At 71.3% G+C, this 15696-nt stretch carries 14 protein-coding genes; 5 read left to right on the top strand and 9 right to left on the bottom strand.

Features of this window, described 5'->3' with window-relative positions:
- Positions 1–59 precede the first annotated feature (59 nt).
- On the bottom strand, positions 60–617 hold the full coding sequence (locus AC1P0E_RS21750; RefSeq protein WP_482743802.1) for a TetR/AcrR family transcriptional regulator: 558 nt from the start codon (positions 615–617) through the stop codon (positions 60–62).
- A gap of 76 nt (positions 618–693) precedes the next feature.
- On the opposite strand from AC1P0E_RS21750, the gene AC1P0E_RS21745 reads away from it, so the two are divergent.
- Positions 694–1806 (top strand): DUF2867 domain-containing protein, encoded by a 1113-nt coding sequence (locus AC1P0E_RS21745; protein WP_482743801.1) that lies wholly within the window; start codon positions 694–696, stop codon positions 1804–1806.
- Positions 1807–1825: 19 nt separating this feature from the next.
- Here AC1P0E_RS21745 and AC1P0E_RS21740 read toward each other — a convergent pair whose 3' ends face one another.
- From AC1P0E_RS21740 to AC1P0E_RS21720, 5 genes are all read right to left on the bottom strand, one after another.
- Positions 1826–2119, bottom strand: a complete 294-nt coding sequence (locus AC1P0E_RS21740; RefSeq protein ID WP_482743800.1) for a hypothetical protein — start codon at positions 2117–2119, stop codon at positions 1826–1828.
- Positions 2120–2379: 260 nt separating this feature from the next.
- Positions 2380–3885, bottom strand: a complete 1506-nt coding sequence (locus tag AC1P0E_RS21735; protein ID WP_482745856.1) for a GntP family permease — start codon at positions 3883–3885, stop codon at positions 2380–2382.
- Between the two features lie 132 nt (positions 3886–4017).
- Positions 4018–4446 carry a RidA family protein gene (locus tag AC1P0E_RS21730; RefSeq protein ID WP_482743799.1) on the bottom strand — a complete coding sequence of 143 codons (429 nt, stop codon included), beginning with the start codon at positions 4444–4446 and terminating at the stop codon, positions 4018–4020.
- Entirely contained in the window at positions 4443–5213 is a 771-nt protein-coding gene (locus AC1P0E_RS21725; RefSeq protein ID WP_482743798.1) for an IclR family transcriptional regulator, read from the bottom strand. The genes AC1P0E_RS21730 and AC1P0E_RS21725 overlap by 4 nt, the downstream gene beginning before the upstream one ends.
- Positions 5210–6301, bottom strand: coding sequence for a sugar kinase (locus tag AC1P0E_RS21720; RefSeq protein ID WP_482743797.1), 1092 nt, complete (start codon positions 6299–6301; stop codon positions 5210–5212). Before AC1P0E_RS21720 ends, AC1P0E_RS21725 begins: the two co-directional genes overlap by 4 nt.
- Before the next feature lie 121 nt (positions 6302–6422).
- On the opposite strand from AC1P0E_RS21720, the gene AC1P0E_RS21715 reads away from it, so the two are divergent.
- Positions 6423–7721, top strand: coding sequence for an amino acid deaminase (locus AC1P0E_RS21715; RefSeq protein ID WP_482743796.1), 1299 nt, complete (start codon positions 6423–6425; stop codon positions 7719–7721).
- A gap of 190 nt (positions 7722–7911) precedes the next feature.
- Positions 7912–9522 (top strand): N-acyl-D-amino-acid deacylase family protein, encoded by a 1611-nt coding sequence (locus AC1P0E_RS21710; RefSeq protein ID WP_482743795.1) that lies wholly within the window; start codon positions 7912–7914, stop codon positions 9520–9522.
- Positions 9523–9598: 76 nt separating this feature from the next.
- Here the strand turns inward: AC1P0E_RS21710 and AC1P0E_RS21705 are convergent, their stop codons facing one another.
- From AC1P0E_RS21705 to mptB, 3 genes are all read right to left on the bottom strand, one after another.
- Complete coding sequence (locus tag AC1P0E_RS21705) at positions 9599–10960, bottom strand: carbohydrate-binding protein (RefSeq protein ID WP_482743794.1); 1362 nt, start codon at positions 10958–10960, stop codon at positions 9599–9601.
- A 90-nt stretch (positions 10961–11050) separates the two neighbouring features.
- Complete coding sequence (locus tag AC1P0E_RS21700) at positions 11051–12031, bottom strand: LysR family transcriptional regulator (RefSeq protein ID WP_482743793.1); 981 nt, start codon at positions 12029–12031, stop codon at positions 11051–11053.
- Between the two features lie 53 nt (positions 12032–12084).
- A complete protein-coding gene (mptB, locus tag AC1P0E_RS21695; protein ID WP_482743792.1) occupies positions 12085–13719 on the bottom strand; it encodes a polyprenol phosphomannose-dependent alpha 1,6 mannosyltransferase MptB in 1635 nt (544 codons plus the stop codon).
- A 223-nt stretch (positions 13720–13942) separates the two neighbouring features.
- Between mptB and AC1P0E_RS21690 the strand changes: the two genes are divergently transcribed.
- Both AC1P0E_RS21690 and AC1P0E_RS21685 read left to right on the top strand, forming a co-directional pair.
- On the top strand, positions 13943–15154 hold the full coding sequence (locus AC1P0E_RS21690; RefSeq protein WP_482743791.1) for a pyridoxal phosphate-dependent aminotransferase: 1212 nt from the start codon (positions 13943–13945) through the stop codon (positions 15152–15154).
- Positions 15155–15250: 96 nt separating this feature from the next.
- Positions 15251–15646: an SCO4983 family protein gene (locus AC1P0E_RS21685; protein WP_482743790.1), complete on the top strand. Its 396-nt coding sequence runs from the start codon at positions 15251–15253 to the stop codon at positions 15644–15646.
- Positions 15647–15696: the final 50 nt, after the last annotated feature.

Genomic DNA, 15696 nt, shown 5'->3' with positions numbered 1-15696 from the left:
GGACGTACGCGTCCGCGTTCGGGCGCCCTCCGGTCGTGCGTTGCTACTGGTGCTGTGGGCTACTCCAGCACCCGCTGGAGCAGCAAGCGCTGGACCTCGTCGTGGGTTCGCGTCCCGTGGTCGAAAGCCATGAAGTGGGCCGCCACCCGTACCGATGCGACGATGGTGCAGCGGACCTCCACCTCGTCCTCGTCGTGGCAGAACTCCCGGAACAGCTCACGCAGGTAGTTCATCTGCCGGTTGTCGACACGCCGCAACCGGTGCGCCACAGCAGGATCGCGCCGCGACCAGTCTCTGATCGCCAGCTCTGTGCTCACGTCGGTGGTCAGCCCTTCCCGGCTTTCCACGATGCGGAACAGAATCCGCAGGCGCTCCCGGCCGTGGCCGCCCTCGGCATCGACGCGTTCGATGATGTCGTCGGTGACATCGCGCTCCCACCTGTCGAGCATCTCCTCGATCAGCGCGAACCGGTCGGTGAAGTAGCCGTAGAACCCGCCCTTGCTCACCCCGAGCGACCTGGCCAGCGCCTCGATCCGCACAGCGTCCGGTCCCCCGGCCGCCAGGGCGCGCAGCCCGGCGTCGATCCATGCCGCGCGCGGCGTCTTGGCGCTTGCCACCGGAAACCTCCCAGGTCTGTACGGTGCCGTATAAAAGCGGCTAGGGTCCTTCTATACGGCGCCGTACAGAAGGTGGATGCCAATTATGACGCGACTCCCTGACGTTGCTCACACCACCCGTCCGTGGCGAATCCACGAACTCGCCCGCGACTTCCGGCTCGAGGACGTGTGGGCGATCCGCACGCCTGGCGCCGGGCCGGACGACTTCCCCACCATGCTCGCTGCGATGCGGACGGCCGCCGAACACACGAAGGACCCCTTGCCGCTCCGGTTCCTGTTCGCGGTGCGCTGGAAGCTCGGTGCTCTCTTTGGGTGGGACAAGCCCGAGGCGGGAATCGGGGCGCGGGTCCGGTCGCTGCAAGACCGTCTGCCGAGCGACCTCCGCGAGGCCCCAGGTGGCTCGGACGCCGGGTTTGGGCCGTTCACTCCGGTGTACGAGTTCGACAACGAGTGCGCCCTCGAAGTGGCGAACAAGACCGTCCACACGGTCATGCACCTGGGATGGGCGCCGGCCGCGAGTGGCGGACACGAGCTCCGAATGGCGGCCCTAGTGAAGCCCAACCGACTGTCCGGACGGCTGTACATGGCCGCCATCTCGCCGTTCCGGCGCTTCATCGTTCTCCCGGCATTCACTCGGCAGTTGGAACACGCGTGGCGGGACCGTGGCCGGCCAGGCCCGAAGGACAGTAGCGGGGCCACCGTTGAGAGTGCCGTGGGAACGCACAACGTCCCCGGGCCCGTCCGCGCTCTCAGCTCGTTGCCTGACGTCGACTATGTCGACGTATTCACCCTCTGCGCGGATGCGGATGCGGATGCCGGTACGGATGCGGTCACGACACCGGAGCAGTGGGCTCGTGCCATGTTCGGCGACGTCCCCGATGCCGGGGAGCGGCTGATTTGGCGGGGCCTCCTCGGTCTCCGGCTCAGCCGAGGGCGATCGCCGGACACCGTAGCCGGGTGGCGGATCGCCGAACGTGGCGAGAGCTGGATCCGGCTCGAGGCTGCTTCCTGGTTCCTGACCTGCAACCTCGTCGTACAGGCAACCGACGGGCGGGTGTCGTTGGGTACCTTCCTGCGCTATGACCGGCGCCTGGGCCATGTCGTGTGGCCCCCGTTGTCCGCCGTCCATCGCCGACTGGCACCCGGCGTGCTCCGTGGCGCCGCGGCAAACCTCGGGCAATCCCGATGAGGCCTCGGCGGCCACAGCGCTAGCGGCCGTGGCCGCCGAGGTAGTAACCGAGTACCGGGGCGAGTTCGGCGAACCACTGCTGGAGCGCCGCCTGGCTGCGGGCGGCCACCACCCCCTCGTAGAACCGGCCGTCGGGCAGCACTACAGCCACCATGAGGACTTCGCCCCCGGGGCCGGGCTTGTAGTGGACGGTCTGGATGTCGCGCCAGGGGAAGTCGATGGTGGCGCCGTTGTTTTCGAGCGAGACGCCTTCGGCGTCGACCACGACGGCGTTACGCCGATCAGCGGCCAGGAAGTCCGGTCCTGCGGGCATCGGCGAAGGCGCGGGCGCGTACATAGGAGCAGGAGCCGGCGCGGGCGCGAAGGGCGGTGGCGGGGGGCCGAAGCCTTGCTGCGGCTGCGGCTGCCCGTACGGGCTCGGCGGGCCCGGCGTCGCGCCTCCCGGGTGTCCGGTCTGTTCCACTGAAGTCAGCCCTTCGCTCTCGCACACGTCCCGGCCCAGTATCGCCGACAGGCGAAAGAGCGCCCCGGGACGGACGGGTCCCGGGACGCCCTCTGCCTCGTACCGTACGGCTAGATCACCAGGCTCAGGAGCGCCGCGACCGCGAAGCCCGCGACCGACAGGACCGACTCAAGCACCGTCCAGGATTTGAGCGTGTCCCGCTCCGAGATGCCGAAGTACTTGGCAACGATCCAGAACCCGCCGTCGTTGACGTGCGAGGCGAAGATCGAACCGGCCGAGATGGCCATGATGACCAGGGCCAGGAAGGCCTGAGAGTGGTCGCCGTTCTCGACGAGCGGCAGCACGATGCCGGCCGTGGTGACGATCGCGACCGTCGCCGAGCCCTGCGCGACGCGCAGCACCAGCGAGATCAGGTACGCGAGGACGATGACCGGCAGGCCCACGTCGTTGAACGTGTCGGAAAGGGCCTGAGCCACGCCGCTCGCCTTGAGGACCGCGCCGAATATGCCGCCCGCGCCGACGACCAGCAGGATGTTGCCGACCGGCTTGAGGGACGAAGTCGACACCTGTTCCAGGGACTTGCGCGACCAGCCGCGCCGGATGCCGAGCAGGTAGTACGCCATCAGCAGCGCGATCGTCAGGGCGACGAAGGGGTTGCCGAAGAACTCGATGACCGAGCGGAGGGTGGAGGGGTCCAGCGCGATCGAGGAGAACGTCGCCGCGAGGATGAGGACCAGCGGCGTACCGATGATGGACAGGACCGTGGCGAGCGAAACGGGCTGCTCCTGCGGGCTGCGGCCCGCGGCGGTCTGCTCGGCGATGACGGCGGCCTTGGCGTCCTCGGCGGCCTCGACCATGTCGTGCGGGACCTCGACGAAGACGCGCTTGCCGATCCAGGCGGCGTACGCCCAGGCCGCGAGCACGGCGGGGATGCCGCAGACGATGCCCATGAGGATGACCCAGCCGAGCGAGACGTGGAAGAGGCCCGCTGCGGCGACCGGTCCCGGATGCGGGGGCAGGAACGCGTGGGTCATGGAGAGGCCGGCGAGCAGCGGCATCGCGTACAGCAGGATCGACTTGCCGGAGCGCTTGGCGGCGGCGTACACGATCGGCGCGAGGACGAAGATGCCGACGTCGAAGAAGACCGGGATGCCGAAGATGAGGCCGGTCAGGCCCATGGCGAGGGGCGCTCGCTTCTCGCCGAAGAGGTGCAGGAGGCGGGAGGACAGCACTTCCGCGCCACCGCTGACTTCGAGTATCGCGCCGAGCATCGTGCCGAGGCCGATGATGATCGCGACGTGGCCGAGGATGCCGCCCATGCCGGATTCGATGACGGATACGACGGCGGACTTCTGGACCGTACCGAAGAGTTCGGTGACGGAGAGGCCCGCGCCGAGGCCGACGACGATGGAGACGGCGAGCAGCGCGACGAACGGCTGGAGTCTGACCTTGATGATCAGGAGGAGGAGCAGGGCGATGCCGAGGGTCGCGACGGTCAGCAGACCGGCCGTGCCGTCGATGAGGGTGAGGAGACCGGCCGTGCCGTCGATGAGGGTGAGGAGACCGCCGGTGTGGGGTGGGGTCTCCGCGGGAACGGGGGCGGCGGCGACGAGCAGGGGCATGAGGGTGACCTCGTAATTCCATGGAGCTTTCGGGGCAGGGGGTATCGCGGCGCGGCGCCCGAGCGGTGGGCGCCGCGCCGTGACGACGTACGGCGTGCGGGAAGAAGGGGGGTGACGCGCCTCGGCTCAGCCGAGGACGGCGAGCGCGTCGATCTCGATGAGGAGCCCGGCGGGGAGACCGACGTAGACGGTCGTACGGGCGGCGGGGGCCTCCTTGAGGCCCTGCTCCTCGAAGTACGCGTTGTAGATCGCGTTCATCTCGGCGAAGTGGTCGGTGTCGGTGAGGTAGACGCGCATCATCATCACGTCGTCCCAGCTCGCGCCGCCTTCCTCCAGGATCGCCTTGACGTTGGCGAAGGTCTGGAGGGTCTGCGCGCGCAGGGTCGGGCCGGCGGGGGTCGGGGCCTGGCCCTCGACGGCAGGCAGGAAGCCGACCTGGCCGGCGACCTGGAGGATGTTGCCCTTGCGCACGCCGTGGGAGAACTTGGCGGGCGGGGCGGTGTGGGTGGACGGGGTGATCGCGGCCTTCGCGGTCGTCTCGCTCTTGTCGCTCATGCGCCTGCTTCCTTCGGGGGGGTGTTTCCTGAGTACTCCCTGCTGATGGCGTCGGCGGTGCGGCGCACCAGCGGCAGGAGGGTGAGGAGTTCCTCGGCGGTGACGACGACGTTCGGCGCGGACACCGACATGGCGGCGACGACCCGGCCGTCCGCACCGCGGATGGGGGCCCCGATGCAGTTGATGGACTCCTCGTGGCCGCCGAGGTCGGTGGCCCAGCCCTGTTCGCGTACGAGCGCCAGTTCCTTGAGGAAGGCTGCGGCGTTCGGCGTCGAACGGGACGTGTAGGTGGGGTAGTCGAGCTTCTCCGCGATGGTGCGGCGCTCGGTCTCGGGGAGGTCGGCGAGCAGCAGTTTGGCCACGGCGGCGACGGTGATCGCGACGGGCTTGCCGATGCGCGAGTACATGCGGACGGGGTAGCGGCTCTCGACCTTGTCGATGTAGAGGACCTCGACCTCGGTCTCCTCGTACACGGCGAGGTGGATGGTGTGCCCGCACTCGCTGTTGAGCGCGGCGAGGTGCGGGTGCGCGATCTCGCGTACGTCGAGGTTCTCGACGGCCTCCTGGGCGAGGGCGAAGAGCCGGGCGCCGAGGCGGTAGCGCTGGTCCTGCTGCCGGTAGACGAGGCCGTGCTCGAGGAGGGTACGCAGGAGACGCAGCGCGGTGGACTTGTGCACGCCGAGGCGCTCCGCGACCTGGCCGAGGTCTGCGGGTCCCTGGGCGAGCAGCGGCAGGATGCTCAGCGCTCGGTCGACGGTCTGGCTCATGGCGTACGTACCTCCTGGTCGGCGGCGCCCTGTGGCTGCGTTGCATCGGTCCAGCCGGGGCCGAGACGAAGTGTCCCCCAGGCGTCGGCGTCGAGGGCGGCGAGGCGATCGGCGTGCGCGCGGGTGGGCGGCGTACCGAGATCGCCGGGGACGGTGAGGGCGGCGGCGGCCATGAGGTGACCGTGCCGGACCCGGTCGCGTACGGGCAGGCCGCGCAGGGTCGCGGAGAGGAACCCGGCGGCGAAGGCGTCCCCGGCGCCGACGGGGGCGACGACGTCGACGCGAAGGGCGGGGACGGTGGTGACGGTGTCGGACGCGCCGGCCGCCGTGGCGCGGGTGAAGACCGTTGCGCCTGTCGCGCCCTGCTTGACGACCAGCGTCTCCGGCTCGGGCAGGGTGCGGCGGATCTCGGCCGCGCCCCGGACCCCCCAGGCCGCCTCCGCCTCGTCCTCACCGACGAAGACCAGGTCCGCGCCGCGTGCGAGGTCGAGCAGGACGCTGGGGCCCTCGGCCTCGCTCCTCCACAGATGCGCCCGGTAGTTGACGTCGAAGGAGACGAGCGGGCGGCCGGGGCGGCGCGCGGTCAGCGCCCGCATCAGGGCCAGGCAGTCGGCGGACAGCGCCGCCGTGATCCCGGACAGGTGCAGTACGCGGCCCGCGGCCAGCTCGTCGAGCGGCATGTTCCAAGGGGACATCGCGGATGCCGCCGACCCGGCGCGGTAGTAGAGGACCTCGAAGCCCTCGGCGTCGCGGTCGGTCGCCGTACGGAAGTAGATGCCGGTGGGGCGGTGCGGGTCACGCTGGACGGCGGAGGTGTCGACGCCGTACGCGGCGACGGCGGCGACGAGGTGGTCGCCGAAGCCGTCGGCGCCGACCCGGCCCACCCACCGCGCGCGGTGCCCGGCGGCGGCGAGGGCGCAGGCGACGTTGGACTCGGCGCCGCCGATACCGCGGCCGAAGGAGGGTACGTCGGCGAGGCGGCCGGGCCGGGAGGGCAGGAACGTCACCATGGACTCGCCGAGGCAGACCACATCCACCACTGCGGCATCTCCATCTCGTTCTGCTGCTTCGTCCGCGGGCGCGGTCACGATCGGGCTCCTCACCACTGACTCACCATTGACCCTGCATCGGCTCGGATGTTAGACAGCGTTCAGCGATATGCGCAATGGTCGTTGCACATGCTGCAACACGACGCACCAGGAGGCTCCCATGGCCGCAGGCAACCCGGTCGGACGACTCGCCGAACTCGCCGACGAGCGCGTGGATCACCGCTTCAAGGCGCTCCCGCCGGACGCCGAAGGGCTGACAGTCGCAGAACTCGCCGCCGAGCGCCGCAATCTCTTCACCGGCGGGTTCACCACTCCCGTGCTCGCGCTCTCCGCCGAGTCGGTGGAGCACAACCTCGCCCTCCTGGAGACGTACGCCGAGCGGCACGGCCTCGCCTTCGCCCCGCACGGCAAGACCTCCATGTCACCGCAGCTCTTCGCGCGCCAGCTGGAGCGCGGGGCGTGGGGCATCACGGCGGCCGTCCCGCACCAGGCGCGCGTGTACCGGGCGTACGGCATCCAGCGGATCTTCCTCGCCAACGAGGTCGTCGACGCGGCGGCACTGCGCTGGCTGGCGGCCGAGATGGACGCCGACCCCGACTTCCGCTTCATCTGTTACGTCGACTCCGTGCGCGGCGTGCAGTTGATGGACGAAGCGCTCCGGGCGGCCTCCGCGTCGCGTCCGGTGGACGTGGTCGTCGAACTCGGCGCCGGTGAGGGGGCCCGTACCGGCGCCCGGACGGCCGCCGACTGCACGGCGGTCGCGGACGCGGTGGCGGCCACGACGACGCTGCGGCTGGTGGGTGTGGCCGGGTACGAGGGCGAGGTCCCGCAGGCGGACGGCGACAAGGTGCGTGCGTGGCTGCGCGAAATGGTCGCCCTGGCCGCGGAATTCGACAAGGCGGGCCGGTTCGCTTCCGGGGCCGGCGCCTCGGAGATCGTGATCAGCGCGGGGGGCAGTGCGTGGTTCGACGCGGTGGCGGATGTGTTCGCGGAGATTCCCGAACTCTCGCTGCCGGTGCTCAAGCTGCTGCGGTCCGGCGCGTACGTCTCGCACGACGACGGCCACTACCGCCACCTCACCCCCTTCAACCGGGTCCCGGACGAGGGAGCGCTCCAGCCCGCGTTCCGCCTCTGGGCACAGGTGGTGTCCCGGCCGACACCGGAGCAGGCGTTCGTGAACGCGGGCAAGCGTGATGCGGCGTACGACCTCGATCTGCCACAGGCGCAGGCGGTGCGGGACGCCCGTACGGGCGAGGTGCGACCGGCGACCGGCGTCACGGTCACCGGGCTGTCGGACCAGCACGGGTGGGTGCGTACGGACCCGGAGGCGGAGCTGGAGGTGGGTGACTGGCTCGGACTCGGGTTGTCGCACCCGTGCACGTCGTTCGACAAGTGGCAGCTGATTCCGCTGGTCGAGGCGGACGGGACGGTCACGGACTACATCCGGACGTTCTTCTGACGTCTGGGGGCGGTGGCTTCCCGAACTGTGGCTCCGCCCCACGCGGCGGAGCCGCAAATGTCACGGCCGGGAAGGGGCGGGGTGGGGGAAAGGCCCCGCGCAGCGGCCCAGCAGCCAGTCCCCCGACAGCCCCCAGCCCCACTCCCCTCCGCCCTCCCCCAGCAGACACCCCGAGAGGCAAACCGCACCCATGGACCTCGTCATTCGTGACGTACGCGTCATCGACGGCACCGGCGGTGCCTCCTACCAGGCCGACGTCGGACTGCACAGCGGCCGCATCACCGAGATCCGGCGGCAGAGCGACAGCGGCCTCCGCCCCACCGCCCGCCGCACGCTGCACGCGGACGGCCTCGCCCTCTCCCCCGGCTTCATCGACATGCACGCGCACAGCGACCTCGCGCTGCTCCGCGACCCCGACCACAGCGCCAAGGCCGCCCAGGGTGTGACCCTCGAAGTCCTCGGCCAGGACGGTCTGTCGTACGCGCCGGTCGACGACCGCACCCTCGCCGAGGTGCGGAAGGCAATCACGGGCTGGAACGGTGACGGCTCCGACATCGACTTCGACTGGCGGACCGTCGGCGAGTACCTCGACCGGCTCGACCGCCAGGGCATCGCCGTCAACGCCGCGTACCTCGTCCCGCAGGGCACGGTCCGCATGTACGCGACCGGCTGGGACGACCGCCGGGCGACCCCCGCCGAGCTCACCCGCATGAAGCAGCTCGTCGCCGAGGGCCTGGAGCAGGGCGCCGTCGGCATGTCGTCGGGCCTGACCTACACCCCCGGCATGTACGCCGACGACGCCGAACTCACCGAGCTGTGCCGCGTGGTGGCGCGCTACGACGGTTACTACTGCCCCCACCACCGCTCGTACGGCGCCGGAGCCCTCGCGGCGTACGAGGAGATGGTGACCCTCACCCGCAACGCCGGCTGCTCGCTCCATCTCGCCCACGCCACCATGAACTTCGGCGTCAACAAGGGCAAGGCGCCCGGCCTCCTCGCCCTCCTCGACAAGGCCCTGGACGAGGGCGCCGACATCTCCCTCGACACCTACCCCTACACACCCGGCTGCACGACGCTCGTCGCCATGCTGCCGAGCTGGGCGAGCGAGGGAGGCCCCGAGGCGATCCTCACTCGCCTCCGCCACGACGAGACCGCCGAGAAGATCCGTCACCACATGGAGGTCGTCGGAGCAGACGGCTGTCACGGGGTCCCCATCGAGTGGGACACGATCGAGATCTCGGGCGTCAGTGACCCCGGCCTCGCGAGCTGCGTGGGCAAGACGATCGCCGAATCCGCCGCCCAGCGCGGCGAGGCGCCGTGGGTCACCGCCCGCCGCCTGCTGATCAACGACAGCCTCGGCTCGACGATCCTCCAGCACGTCGGCCACGAGGAGAACGTCCGCGCGATCATGCGCCACCGCGTGCACACCGGCGGCAGCGACGGCATCCTCCAGGGCTACAAGCCGCACCCGCGCGCGTACGGCACCTTCCCCCACTACCTGGGCCACTACGCCCGCGACCTGGGCGTCCTCTCCCTGGAGGAGTGCGTCGCGCACCTCACCTCGCGCCCGGCGGCCCGGCTGCGCCTCCCCGACCGGGGCTTGGTCCGCGAGGGCTACCGCGCCGACCTCGTCCTGTTCGACCCGGACACGGTCGCGGCGGGTTCCACCTTCGAGTCGCCGCGCACGCTCCCTACCGGCATCCCGCACGTGCTCGTCGACGGCCGGTTCGTGATCGAGGACGGGAGGCGGACGGACGTCCTCGCCGGGCGGTCGGTCCGGCGTACGGCCCGGAGGCGCTGAACGGCGTGGTGCGCGTGTCACGGCTCCCGTCCGTCAGGTCAGGAGAGAGCCGCGACACGCGCACCGTGAAGAGCCCTCAGACGCGCTGCCACAGGGCCGGGACGTTCGGCGGCTCCCAGCCGGTCTGGGCCTGGTGGCCCTGGAGGCAGCGGTAGGTGGCGCCGCCGTAGGTGACCTGGCTGCCCGCCGCGTACACCGTGCCCGCCGCCCACGTGCCGCCCGGGTCACCGGGATCGCCGGGGTCGCCCGGATCGCCCGGATCGCCCGGGTCGCCGGTGGTCGTCTTCAGGGTCAGGCCGTACGCCTGGAGCAGCGGATTGATGGGCTGGTGGTACGTCGTACCGCCGCTGCGGCAGTTCCCCGACCCGCCGGAGGTGACGCCCTGGGCCTGGCTGCCGGATATGTACGAGCCGCCCGAGTCGCCCGGCTCGGCGCAGACCGACGTCCGCGTCACGCCGCTGATGGTGCCCTCGGGGTAGGTGACGCTGGTGTTGTGCTGCTGGATGGTGCCGCAGTGCCAGCCCGTGGTGGACCCGGAGCGGCAGATCGAGGCGCCGACCGGGGACTGGACGGAGCCGGCCACCTGGACGTTCTGGCCGCTCTGGCTGACGTAAGGGGTCGCGGTCCAGTTGGAGTTGGTCGCCACCCACGCCATGTCGCGGCCTGGGAAGGTGGATGCCTGGAAGCTGCCCTGGGCGACGCGGTTGTACCCGCTGGTGGTGGTGCCGGCCCGGCCGCAGTGGCCCGCCGTGGCGAAGCCCTGGGTGGTGCCTCGGGTGATGGCGAAGCCGACCGAGCAGCGGCCGCTGCTGCCCATGTAGTACGCGTCGCCGCCCCGGATGTCGTACAGCGGGCGCGGCTGCTCGGTGGTCCGCTCCACCTTGACGAGCGCACGGTCGGCGCGGCTCGCGGCGATCAGCTTCTCGGCCGCCGCCGGCGCGCTCGCGCGGACGACCACGGTGTTGGCGCGGACGTCGACGTACCAGACCGGTGCGCCGGTGGAGCCGTTACGGGCCGCCGCACGGTCCAATGCGGCCTTCGCGCCGTCGAGTTCGGCCAGCGTGTGGGAGACGACCCGGGCACGCGCGCCCCGGGCGGTGATCGCGGCGGCGTCGGCGGCCCTGGTGGTGGCCACGGTGAGGGTCGCGGAGTCCGCTCCCGCCACCCACGCCCCGGCGTACGACCCGGCCAGCGCGTGCTGGAGGCGGCCTGCGGTGGCGCCCGCCTCGGCCTCGTTCTCCAGCCGGTCCTTGGCCTGTGCCGTGGTGAGCCCGAGGTCGCGCTGCATGGCGTTGAGCAGTTCCGGCTGAACGGTGTCGGCGTCGTCGGAGGCGGAGGCCGGCTGCGTGGCGATCGCCGAGCTCTGCAGCCCGGCAAGGACCAGCGCGCCGGCGGCGGCGATGGCGACGCACGCTGCCCTGGCGTGTCTGTGGAGCATGAGGAATCTCCTCGGTCTCGGTGGGGGTGTGGGGCGTGCCGAAACCGTAGAAGCGTGAACGACCTTGAGGGAGCCCTCAGTTGTCCCCCCTCACCGTGTTATGGCCACGGGCGTAGCGGCTGCCCGCGCCGGCGCCCGCGCGGCCGGCCACGCCCCGTCGCCCGTACTGCGCTCCAGCGCGTCGGCGTGTGCGGCGCGGACGTGCGCGAGCACGGCCGGGGCGGTGGCGGCCGCCCGTCCCCTGGGGTGCCAGCCAAGGAGGTGCCGCCAGATCAGCGGCGTACCGGCGAGCGGCCTGGTCACCATCCCGGGCGTGGCGGGGAACGTCGCCCGGCACAGCCCCACGGCCCGTCCGACCTGGACCAGGTGGACGCAGGAAGCCGTGTCCGTCTCGTACACGCGGGACGGGGTGAATCCCGCGCCGGCGCAGGCGGCGGCGAAGCAGTCCGCGAAACAGCCGTCGCCCGGTACGTCCGTCCAGGCCTCGGCAGACAGTTCCGCCAGCTCGATCTCGCGGCGCCCGGCCAGCGGGTGGGCCACGGCGAGCATGACGAAGACGGGGTCCCGCGCGACCTCGCTCCACACCAACCGGTCCGGCTCGGGCGGCGCGGACTCGCCGCAGGTGCCGATGAGCGCGTAGTCGAGGCGCCCTTCGGCGGCGCAGGCGGCGATCTCCCGCTCGGACCATGAGGTGTGGGTGGCGACCAGGGCGCCCGGCTCGGCGGCGGCCAGCCGGTCGACCAGACCGCCGAGGAGGGGTCCGTGCGTACCGCCGAGCCGGAAGCCCGGTTTCTGCGCCCGGGTACGCGCGAACCTCACCGCCTCCTCCTGCAGTTCGCGCACGGCGGGCAGGACGACGCTTGCGCGGTCCAGCACGAGCTCGCCGAGGGCCGTGGCGCGTACGCCGTCGCGCCCGCGCTCGAAGAGCCGGCCGCCCAGTGACCGTTCGATGCGTTTGAGCTGCGCACTGAGAGCGGGCTGGGTGAGGCCGAGATGGCCGGCCGCCTTGGTGAGGCTGCCTGCGTCGGCTATGGCGCGGATCGTCTTCAGGTGCCTCAACTCCATGTCCATGACATGAGCTTGGGCCCACGGGAGCGTGGCGGCAATACAAAGGTACGGACCAACTACCGCGCCGGCGTGGCCTTCTTCTCCCCGTCGGCCGTTGCTCCCGGCTCCGCCTCCGAGTCCGCGCGCACCCTCCCGGCCGGCGTCCCGTACGACCTCGTCGACGGCAGACTCACGGTCGCGGACGGGCGCCGTACAGATCCGCTCACGGGCCGGTCGGTACGCCGCACTCCCGCCGCCCGCGACAGCTGCTCCCCGCGCTCCCGGCTCTCCCGGCGCAGCAGCACCGCGCCCAGCACGCACACGACGCCCGCGACGGCGAAGCCGTACGCCGGGGTGCTGCCCTTGGGGTGGGTCTCGTAGACGAGGGCCGCGGACAGGACCGTCAGGATGCGGCCGAGCCTGCCGTTCCAGGCGGTGGCGGAGATCGCCGCCGTGCCCCAGAGCAGGTACCACGGCTGCACCATCGGCGAGAGGACGACCAGGGCCAGCAGGGCAACGCCCAGCGCGTGGACCGGACGCAGGGGCGGGGCGCCACGCCAGGGCCGCACGCGGCGGAAGGTCGCCAGGGCGGCGTAACCGATCACGGCGAGCGCGAGGGCCAGGCCGAGCGTCTGGAACGCGCGCTTGACCGGCTCCGCGTCCCAGCCGAACAGCAGGTGCGTCAGATCGCCGATGCCCTGGCCGATGTCGCTGGACAAGGAGAGGGGCGTGTGGATCGTCCCGGCGACGCTCTGCGTCCACAGCCATCCGAAGCCGGTGCCGCTGAGCAGGGTGGTGGCCACGGCGACCGCCCCGGCCACCAGGCCGGGGACGGCGAACGCCTTGACGACGCGCGACGGGAGGGGGCCTGGACTCCGGCGTACGACGAGTACGCCGATGAAGAGCAGGGCGACGGCGGCCGGTGACTTGACCATCATCGCGAGGGCGACGACCGCGCTGCCCAGGACCCAACGGCCGCGCAGCGCGCAGACCACGCCTGTCAGCATGAGGGCGATCATCAGGCCGTCGTTGTGCATGCCGCCGACGACGTGGATCAGCAGCAGCGGGTTGAGCGCTCCCAGCCACAGCGCGCCGGTCTCACTGGCGCCGTGGGCGCGGGCGATGTGGAGTGTCGCCCAGACGATCAGGGCGAGTGCGGCCAGGGCGACGAGCCGCATGCCGAGCACGGCGGGGACGATCTGGCCGCCCGTGGCGAGCACGACCCACTTCGCCAGGACGAGGAAGACGGGCCCGTACGGGGCGGGGGTGTCGGTCCAGTGCGCGCCGCCGCTCGCCGCGGCGTCGGCTCCGAGCTCGTCGGAGCCGAGCACGGAGGGGCCGTACGTATAGACGTCGTGGCCTTCGACGACCATCGCGCCCTGGGCTATGTAGCTGTAGACGTCGGCGCTGTGCAGCGGCGGTGCGAGTACGAGCGGTGCGGCCCACCAGACGAGCGTGACCACTGTGTCGCGCACCCCGCCGACCGCGCCCCGGGCGACGAGCCGCCCGTACTGCCACCAGGCCACGACCAGGAGGGTCAGGCCGATGTACGCCAGGACGGCGGCCACCACGGTCGTCGCGGACCCTTGGGGGACCCACATCCCCCATGGGTCGCGGGCCGGCAGCCGGCCTGCCGCGATGCCGCCCACCGCTGCCGCGACCGACCCGATGGCACCCAGCCGGCGGTACCCGACAGCGCTCAGCGTCCCCATGACCGGTCAACTTATCGGAGCTGCGTGAACGGCCGGGCGGTGCCCCTGGACGCTACGGCTGTCCAATCGGTGACAATCCGGGGGCCTGGACCGAGCGCCTCTTTCCTGTCGGTCGAGGCCCGCCCGGAGCGCCTGCCCGTCAGCCGCGCCCGTGCTGCCGCCTGACGCCCGCGTGGCCAAAAACACGAGGCGGGTCCCGTTATGCACCCGTAAGGTGGCCAGCATGCAGGTGATCCAGTCGACGAAGCTCGCAAACGTCTGTTACGAAATCCGCGGCCCCGTGCTCGAGGAGGCGATGCGGCTCGAAGCGGCGGGTCACCGCATCCTCAAGCTCAATACCGGCAACCCGGCGGCGTTCGGTTTCGAGTGCCCGCCCGAGATCCTGGAGGACATCCTCCGCAATCTCGCCGGCGCGCACGGCTACGGCGACGCGAAGGGGCTGCTGGCGGCGCGCCGCGCGGTCATGCAGCACTACCAGACCAAGGGCATCGAGCTCGACGTAGAGGACATCTACCTCGGCAACGGCGTCTCCGAGCTCATCCAGATGTCGATGCAGGCGCTGCTCGACGACGGCGACGAGGTGCTCGTACCGGCGCCGGACTATCCGCTGTGGACCGCGTCCGTCTCACTGGCGGGCGGCACGGCCGTGCACTACCGCTGCGACGAGCAGGCCGACTGGATGCCGGATCTCGCCGACATCGAGCGCAAGATCACCGACCGCACCAAGGCCATCGTCGTCATCAACCCGAACAATCCGACGGGTGCGGTGTACGACGACGAGATGCTGCGCGGTCTCACCGAGATCGCCCGCCGTCACAACCTGGTCGTCTGCTCCGACGAGATCTACGACCGGATCCTGTACGACGGCGCCACGCACACCCCGACCGCCGCGATCGCGCCCGACCTGCTCACCCTCACCTTCAACGGCCTGTCGAAGAACTACCGCGTCGCCGGTTACCGCAGCGGCTGGCTGGCGGTCTGCGGCCCGAAGGCGCACGCATCGTCGTACATCGAGGGGCTGACGATCCTCGCCAACATGCGGCTGTGCGCCAACATGCCGTCGCAGCACGCGGTGGCGACGGCGCTCGGCGGCCGGCAGTCGATCGAGGACCTGGTACTGCCGGGCGGCCGGATCCTGGAGCAGCGGAACACGGCGTACGACCTGCTGACCCAGATCCCGGGCGTCACCTGCGTGAAGCCCAAGGGCGCGCTGTATCTCTTCCCGCGCCTGGACCCCAAGGTCTACAAGATCAAGGACGACCGGGAGATGGTCCTCGACCTCCTTCGGGCCGAGAAGATCATGGTTGTGCACGGTACGGGCTTCAACTGGCCGGAGCCCGATCACTTCCGCATCGTGACGCTCCCGGCGGTGGAGGAGCTGGCGGACGCGGTGACGCGTATCGGCACTTTCCTGGACGGATACGCACAGCCGTAGGCGGACGACAGACGCGCGGGCCCGGCACGACTCGGCTCAACTTTAGACAGAATCTAATGTAGGCTGGTCTCCTGACCCTGGCAGGAGGCCATCCCCATGTACGAGCCGATCCGCAACAAATCGGTCCACCGCATGGCTGCAGCTGTCGACCGGGCCGACTTCCCGCACCGTTCCCGCGAGGAGGAGCTGGACATCCAGCTCGCCGGACACCTGGCGGCGCTCCTCGCGGTCACCGACGAGCTGAGCCTCGGCGCGGCGGCCGACCGTATCGCCACCCAGGTCGCTCGGCTGCGCGGTGCCCCGCCGGCCAGGCACGCCGGCCTCACGCACGCGGCCCCGATCGCCCTTCACCGCCGCGCCCACGAGCTCGCCGGCCGCGCGCTGGTCGTCGCCGCCTCGCGCGCCGACACCGCGGCCGCGATCCTCGCCGCCGAGAGCATGGACGCCCACGCGGCCGCGCTCGAAGAACTCCGCCTCGTCGGAGCCCACTGACGGCCCCGGCCCGCGTGCCGTCTCGGCGCACGGGCCGGGTGCCACTGATT

It is taken from the genome of Streptomyces sp. TRD_SC_5, assembly GCF_056836825.1.
This window is presented reverse-complemented; position numbering and strand designations above follow the sequence as displayed.

Excerpts from the sequence above, each read along its gene's own strand:
- AC1P0E_RS21745 (WP_482743801.1), top strand. The coding sequence starts at position 694 with ATGCCAATTATGACGCGACTCCCTGACGTTGCTCACACCACCCGTCCG.
- AC1P0E_RS21740 (WP_482743800.1), bottom strand. The coding sequence starts at position 2,119 with ATGCCCGCAGGACCGGACTTCCTGGCCGCTGATCGGCGTAACGCCGTC.
- AC1P0E_RS21730 (WP_482743799.1), bottom strand. The coding sequence starts at position 4,446 with ATGAGCGACAAGAGCGAGACGACCGCGAAGGCCGCGATCACCCCGTCC.
- AC1P0E_RS21725 (WP_482743798.1), bottom strand. The coding sequence starts at position 5,213 with ATGAGCCAGACCGTCGACCGAGCGCTGAGCATCCTGCCGCTGCTCGCC.
- AC1P0E_RS21715 (WP_482743796.1), top strand. The coding sequence starts at position 6,423 with ATGGCCGCAGGCAACCCGGTCGGACGACTCGCCGAACTCGCCGACGAG.
- AC1P0E_RS21710 (WP_482743795.1), top strand. The coding sequence starts at position 7,912 with ATGGACCTCGTCATTCGTGACGTACGCGTCATCGACGGCACCGGCGGT.
- AC1P0E_RS21705 (WP_482743794.1), bottom strand. The coding sequence starts at position 10,960 with ATGCTCCACAGACACGCCAGGGCAGCGTGCGTCGCCATCGCCGCCGCC.
- AC1P0E_RS21700 (WP_482743793.1), bottom strand. The coding sequence starts at position 12,031 with ATGGACATGGAGTTGAGGCACCTGAAGACGATCCGCGCCATAGCCGAC.
- mptB (WP_482743792.1), bottom strand. The coding sequence starts at position 13,719 with ATGGGGACGCTGAGCGCTGTCGGGTACCGCCGGCTGGGTGCCATCGGG.
- AC1P0E_RS21690 (WP_482743791.1), top strand. The coding sequence starts at position 13,943 with ATGCAGGTGATCCAGTCGACGAAGCTCGCAAACGTCTGTTACGAAATC.
- AC1P0E_RS21685 (WP_482743790.1), top strand. The coding sequence starts at position 15,251 with ATGTACGAGCCGATCCGCAACAAATCGGTCCACCGCATGGCTGCAGCT.